The 5,614-nt window shown below is 58.0% G+C and carries 6 protein-coding genes; all 6 read right to left on the bottom strand.

The window, feature by feature from the left end:
• A partial coding sequence (locus tag H5U08_RS08975) for an AAA family ATPase (RefSeq protein WP_297032316.1) occupies positions 1–763 on the bottom strand: 763 nt, incomplete at its 3' end.
• Positions 756–1,118: a hypothetical protein gene (locus H5U08_RS08970; RefSeq protein ID WP_297032314.1), complete on the bottom strand. Its 363-nt coding sequence runs from the start codon at positions 1,116–1,118 to the stop codon at positions 756–758. The genes H5U08_RS08975 and H5U08_RS08970, both read right to left, overlap by 8 nt.
• A complete protein-coding gene (locus H5U08_RS08965) occupies positions 1,111–1,350 on the bottom strand; it encodes a helix-turn-helix domain-containing protein (protein WP_297032313.1) in 240 nt (79 codons plus the stop codon). The genes H5U08_RS08970 and H5U08_RS08965 overlap by 8 nt, the downstream gene beginning before the upstream one ends.
• Before the next feature lie 250 nt (positions 1,351–1,600).
• Positions 1,601–2,779, bottom strand: coding sequence for a hypothetical protein (locus tag H5U08_RS08960; RefSeq protein ID WP_297032311.1), 1,179 nt, complete (start codon positions 2,777–2,779; stop codon positions 1,601–1,603).
• Positions 2,780–4,086: 1,307 nt separating this feature from the next.
• Positions 4,087–4,461, bottom strand: a complete 375-nt coding sequence (locus tag H5U08_RS08955; RefSeq protein WP_297032309.1) for a hypothetical protein — start codon at positions 4,459–4,461, stop codon at positions 4,087–4,089.
• 334 nt (positions 4,462–4,795) lie between these two features.
• Positions 4,796–5,614: ATP-binding protein (locus tag H5U08_RS08950; RefSeq protein ID WP_297032307.1), on the bottom strand; the 819-nt coding region annotated here is incomplete at its 5' end.

Genomic DNA, 5,614 nt, shown 5'->3' with positions numbered 1-5,614 from the left:
CAAGAAAATCCCCGATGGGGTCAATCACCACGAGTCGGCAATCCGAGAGTGACTCGAGGGCCTTTTCAATCACGGGTAAATCGGCCAGCGTCAACCCCCGTTGACGCCGGGCACCGTCTATATCGCGGTAGTTTACGGCCTTGAGAATTCGCACCCGGGTAACGTCGGCGTGCATCGCATCCAGACGCGGCCGAATGGTGTCGGCGGGGTCATCTTCCAGTGTGAGCATGAGAACTGAACCTTTCTGACAGGGCGAACCGTCCGGCCACGGCGTCCCGGTGGTAACTCTGGCCGCAAAGTCGCATGTCAGAAAACTCTTCCCTTGGCCAGGCTTGCCAACTAAGAGTGTGATCCGGCCTAACGGAATGCGTTTATCCCAGAGCCATTCCACTGGGGTTGCTACAACCTCTTCGAGGTTGATGATGACGGGTTGAAAATCAAACTCCGATTCTGTGTTGTTGGTTTTAGGCGGGAAACCGGCCCTCACATCCCCGGGCTTGGAATCCACCGGGGCCTCCGCGGGGCGGGCGTTGCGTGCCGGCGTTTTGGCTTCATACACCGCCTCCTGGATCACGTTCAGTGTGTCCCCCCGAGCGATCCCAAATTCCCGGTGGAATCGTTCCGCCAGCTCCCGCCACCCCCTTTGATCCTTCGCTGGAACAGATTGAGTGATAGGTTTGGGAAGAGGACCGCCTTTGAGTGTGACCACGATTTCGCCGTTCCTTGCTGTGGCACTGAGGGTTGCTGAGTAGTGATCAGGCATTCACTAACCTCCGTATGAGCGTTGCATACGCCTGTGCATCCACAAAGTCGCTGGGGCGAAGCGGTTGCAAGGTTTCACTGGCCACGACCGCTTTCGGGAGTAGCAAATCATGGATCGTTGCGGGAATGCGTTGAGCGATGAATTGCTCTGCGAGTAGTTCCGCCTCGGGATCGTCAATGAATGCGATCGGTGGCGTGACGATACGCGCGGTGACCGCGTCCCGGGGCGCCCGCACTTCCACAGTCCAGGGCCCGCCCTCACGAACCGGGGGCCATGCCACGACAAGAATAGGCACCCGCTGGCCCTCCCGGGGCTGTGGCACCGCGTGGCGAATGGTAACCCGACGCTCAGCCATCGGCGGTCCCCCCTTGGTCTTGCGTACCCGCCTGGCTTTCAACGGTTTCCGCCGATCGCCGCGCGACATCGGCTACGAAGTCTTCAAGGTCCTTGGGCCTGTAGAACACGCGCCGGCCAAGTTTCACGGAGGGAATGGGTCCGCGTGGGGCCGTCAAGGTCCAGAGGTGGCGCGGGCTGATGCCCAACCGATAAGCGGCTTCCCGGGGCGTGAGAAGAAGTCTTTCCAGCATGGTTCTGCGCTCCTTTGTAGAAACCGGTCACAGGATGCCGCGGCTGGCACTGTGCCGCCGCTTCTACAAAGGAACGCCGGACAAATCGCGTCCGTGACGGACATTTCGCGTCCAAAAATTTGTCCGGACGCGAAGGCCCTGCGGTGTATGCCCGACATTTGGCGTCCGTCCCTGGACGCGTCCGCGTCACGAGATACCAGCTCCGTGCCGGACATTTCGCGTCCGAAAGTGCGTCCGAACACCAGGGAGGTTAGAGGAGAGCCCAAGTCACTGATGCGGGCGGACGGTACACGTAGGAAAATTCCTCAGCGCTGATATAAGCCTCAAAGTGGTCTGCCAGCTTATCGAAACCCGATTGTCGCAACGCGTCACAAACCCGGCTGATCGCCTTCCGGACGGCTTCCGCCATCCTCTTTGAGGTCGTAGAGAAGCTCTTCGCCTTGCCGTTAGGCTGTGTATCGGCAAGGAGATAGCCGCTCAGTCGTTCAAATTCTTTGCGGAGAACATCGGCTGATGTGAAGTCCCCCCGCTCTTCGGCTTGCTTGATGTCCGCCGTCAATTTGACAAGATGATCTTTCAAGCTCTGTTTCGCTTCCCTGTCCAGGACCGGTTGCCAACTTTCCGCTAGCGGTGTTCGCTTCGGATCCGGGGAGTGCCCTTCGGCCTTGGCGATAAACTCCGCCATCGGAACAGGTTTTCCTGCTCTTTCGATCAATAGGGCGATGTAATGGAAGCCCTTCCGATTCTTGAAGTGCCCTTCTTTGCCAAATGCGCGGATAAACCAGCCATCCCCATCCCGACGGAAACAGAAATCCGGCTCTGGCTTCTGAGGAGTCGCTTCGCCTGGAGGCATGGCCGTGCTTTGCGGTGCCGAAGGACCCTGTGGAGTTTCGTCTCCCTCCAGGACCGTTGGAGGATCCGCAGCCAGCGCTTCCGCCAGTCGTTGGGCCTCCCGCTGGGCGAGAAATCTCTCATACACCTCAATAGCGTGGCCCAACGGCACGATAAATTGCCCCTCGAATGGTTCCATGAATTCCCGGGAAAAATCCGTGTTTGAGTTCCACTGGCCAAAACCGCCCGGTGGGTTCATAACGCCCGGCAGCCACGCGGCAAACGATTTCGCATAAAACCCCAGCAGTTGGGAGAAAGTTTGCGCGATGGTGCAGCTTCGCGGCCAGCCCGTAAACAACGGGGGCAGTTCTTCCGGTTTCGGCATGGCTTGGCGACATTCCTGGAGTTGTCGCGCCGCCTCTTGAAAGGCCGACTGAAACGCAGCCCACTTGGGACCCACGTCGGGAAACCACAGGCCCTGTCGGCGACAGATCTCTTGGTATCTCGTCCAGAAAACCGTCCAGGTGTGCGCGACGCCTTCACAAGCTGCGTAGAGTTTCCGCAGCGCCGATAAAAACGGATCCGAAACCCCAGCCACGGAGGCACCTCACGCCACAGGACGCACCAATGACAAAAAGACGCGTACCACTGACAAAAACCCGGACGGGCACCGCGTAGTGCATTCGCAACTTCGGGCCGCGGGTCTCTCCCCGCCCGGGACGTCATTCTAACAAGGTTTCGCTGCCCCTGTGAGGTGCCAAAAGGCCTGTTGCAGCAAAACGGACCAGCCGCCTTCAAACGCGGACCTGACAGGCTCGGACCTGACAAGCGGGTCCCTCCGACCTGGTAGGGGCCATTCATGAATGGCCCCTATCGGCGAACCCTTCTCGTGCCCGCGAAATGGGAAACGTCATTTGGAACGGCACGCTTGTCGTGCCCGGGATAAGTGATCGCAAGAACAAGTTTGCCTATTTTAACGAAATTGAGCGCCGTTGAGCGCGCCCCGGCGAAAATAGGTAAACTTTTGGCCGGGCGTCAGAGCCATGGGAGTCATTGGTGGGTGAGGTGCCAACCCGACCGATTGCCTCGGTTTCACCCGGGCCATTGGATTGGCGGGTCGGGTGCCCCCCGACCGGTAGCCCCGAATCCGTCCAGGCGGTTAGCTGACGTGGAGTTCGGCCCTCCGTCGGTTGGATTGGCCGGCGTGGAAGCTGTCCCTCCGGTGGAACGGTTGGCGGCTCGGGTGCCACCCGGGCCCCGGGGACGCGGTGGAACGCGTCCCTCGAATACACCCGGTGAAAGGCGCTCCTCGAATAGACACCGTGGAAGACGAGTGCCATCATCTCACCGGCGTTATTCTTGCCGGATAGTGTTATTCTTACCGGATAGAAAGTCTCGCCAACTGGCCGACGCGTTCGGCCGCAGTCGAGAAACAAAACTCGCGGGAAGGACCCGTGAGGTGTTATTCCTGGCAATCGGTCTTGCATCGGCTCCACATCGCGGACCCAAAAACCCTCTAAGTGGCGCAAGACTTCTCAGTTCACCTTTTGCACTTTACGCCGCGAGATTGATCAGGTTTTCCAGGAGTTGGAACATTTTTTTCCGAACCCCATCTCCCCAAGCCAGACGTAGAAATTCGCTGTTGTAAACTCAGGCGTTTGAGCGTGCTCAGCATGTCGGCGAACGAAGGGCGGGACTTGCGCGGGTACCATGGCGGGATCCGTAACCTCGCCTCCCGATGACCTTCTGAAGCGTACCAATGGACAATCAGCGTGTAAAGCAACATGGCCATGGGAGCCGTGCGCTCCACCGCCCGCTCGCTCCATCCTTGGGGCTCTTCAAATCCCAGGTACTGCTTGCTGGCATGGAAGGTCACTTCCACACTCCAGCGCATGGAGTAGCATCTCAGCACATCTTCTGCCTTTGCCTCGACAACCGTGGAATAGAACGGTTTCCGCCGCGTCCCCCGGACAAAGCCTCCACGGCGACGATTTTCACCGGCCGTTCCGGGACTGCGTGCAGGCGGGCTTCGACCTCGGCCACCCGCGCCGCCTGGGTGCGACCGTAAACCGACAGCTTGATCTGCCGACCTCCCTTGGACAGCATTTCTTTTGGCGCAGGCAGCTTCTGACCGCGACGACAAGGACGGCCGGGGCGACCGGGCTTCTTAGGAGGTGGAGCCTCGTACAACCGGGCAGCCAGCGTGGTCCGGCTGATCAGGTTGCAGTTGAACAGCGACAGGTCCGGGATACTTTGCCCACCATAGGTGGAATCTCCCACCAACTGAAATCGCAGGTTGGGAAACCGGTTACACAGCAGTGTGAGTCTTCGACGGTTAAATCCTGGCTTAATCCGGAGCGACGGCTTGCAGAATCACCGTGATTGATGTAACAAGTTGCATAGGGAGCCTCCATGCTGACGGCTGGGTATATCTTTTGCCTCACCTCCTCTAGCGATTTACAGGAGAGGCTCTTTGTTTTGCCAAGAGCAGTATTCAGTTGAAAAAGTTGAAAATTTAAACACCTAACTTTGTCGACCTTGGACACCAGCTATGAGCTCACGCGCCTCTTGGGGACGCTGGGGTTTCAGGATTCTATGGTATGTCCCGATATGTTTACGGCGCGTGCATTCGGACTCGGGCGCAGGTAGGCATGTCGATTGTTTGGACAAATGATTCACCCACCGGAAGCTGCTCGATGGCTTGGGCCAAATCCATGTCACGTGACGGACGGAGAAACCCAGCCACTTTTCGGGACATTGGGAAATTAGTGCGGAAGACCACCTTCGTTCCCGCGTTACCAACGACATCAGGATGAAAGTCAGCTAACCCCTGACTGGCTACCACGACCGTGATGCCAAACTTTCGACCTTCCTTCATAATCTTGGGCAAAGTTATATCACGAGCCAGCCGGTGGGCTTCGTCCAGAACAATTGCTAGCCGAAGGCGGTCCGTTTCCCCCCAGCGGAACATATCTTTGTACAGCTTGCGCAGCACGAAAGCGCCGGCCGCGAGCTGAAGAGTTTCGATTCCGAGGTTATGCACATCTATGACGACCCCGCGGCGCAACAATTGAGCAAATTCCGCGGTAGACTCATTTTTTTGGAATAACCCAAATTCCAACAGCGGGCGACATCGCGGGATGACGTTCTTCACACCACGTTCTTCTTCCAACTCTTGCAATCGAGTCGCAAACTCCTCAATCGTTGGCAATCGCGACGGGTTACCCGTCTGGAATCCGAGGTCGATGTAACAGTCCTTAAGTGCTTCGAAAACAACATCACGCTGAATGTCGCCGAGCCCGCAGACGTATTCGAAGATCTCCGCGATCGCGAAACAATTGTTGGTCCACCAGTTTGCACCAGCTGTGGGGGTCGCCTCCGCCTCGAACGGTGAGAAGGGCAGGCCGTGAACGACGTCCAGAATCACGGGATG

This window comes from Thermogutta sp., from assembly GCF_014359955.1.
Lineage (GTDB): Bacteria > Planctomycetota > Planctomycetia > Pirellulales > Thermoguttaceae > Thermogutta.
This window is presented reverse-complemented; position numbering and strand designations above follow the sequence as displayed.

Excerpts from the sequence above, each read along its gene's own strand:
- H5U08_RS08970 (WP_297032314.1), bottom strand. The coding sequence starts at position 1,118 with ATGGCTGAGCGTCGGGTTACCATTCGCCACGCGGTGCCACAGCCCCGG.
- H5U08_RS08965 (WP_297032313.1), bottom strand. The coding sequence starts at position 1,350 with ATGCTGGAAAGACTTCTTCTCACGCCCCGGGAAGCCGCTTATCGGTTG.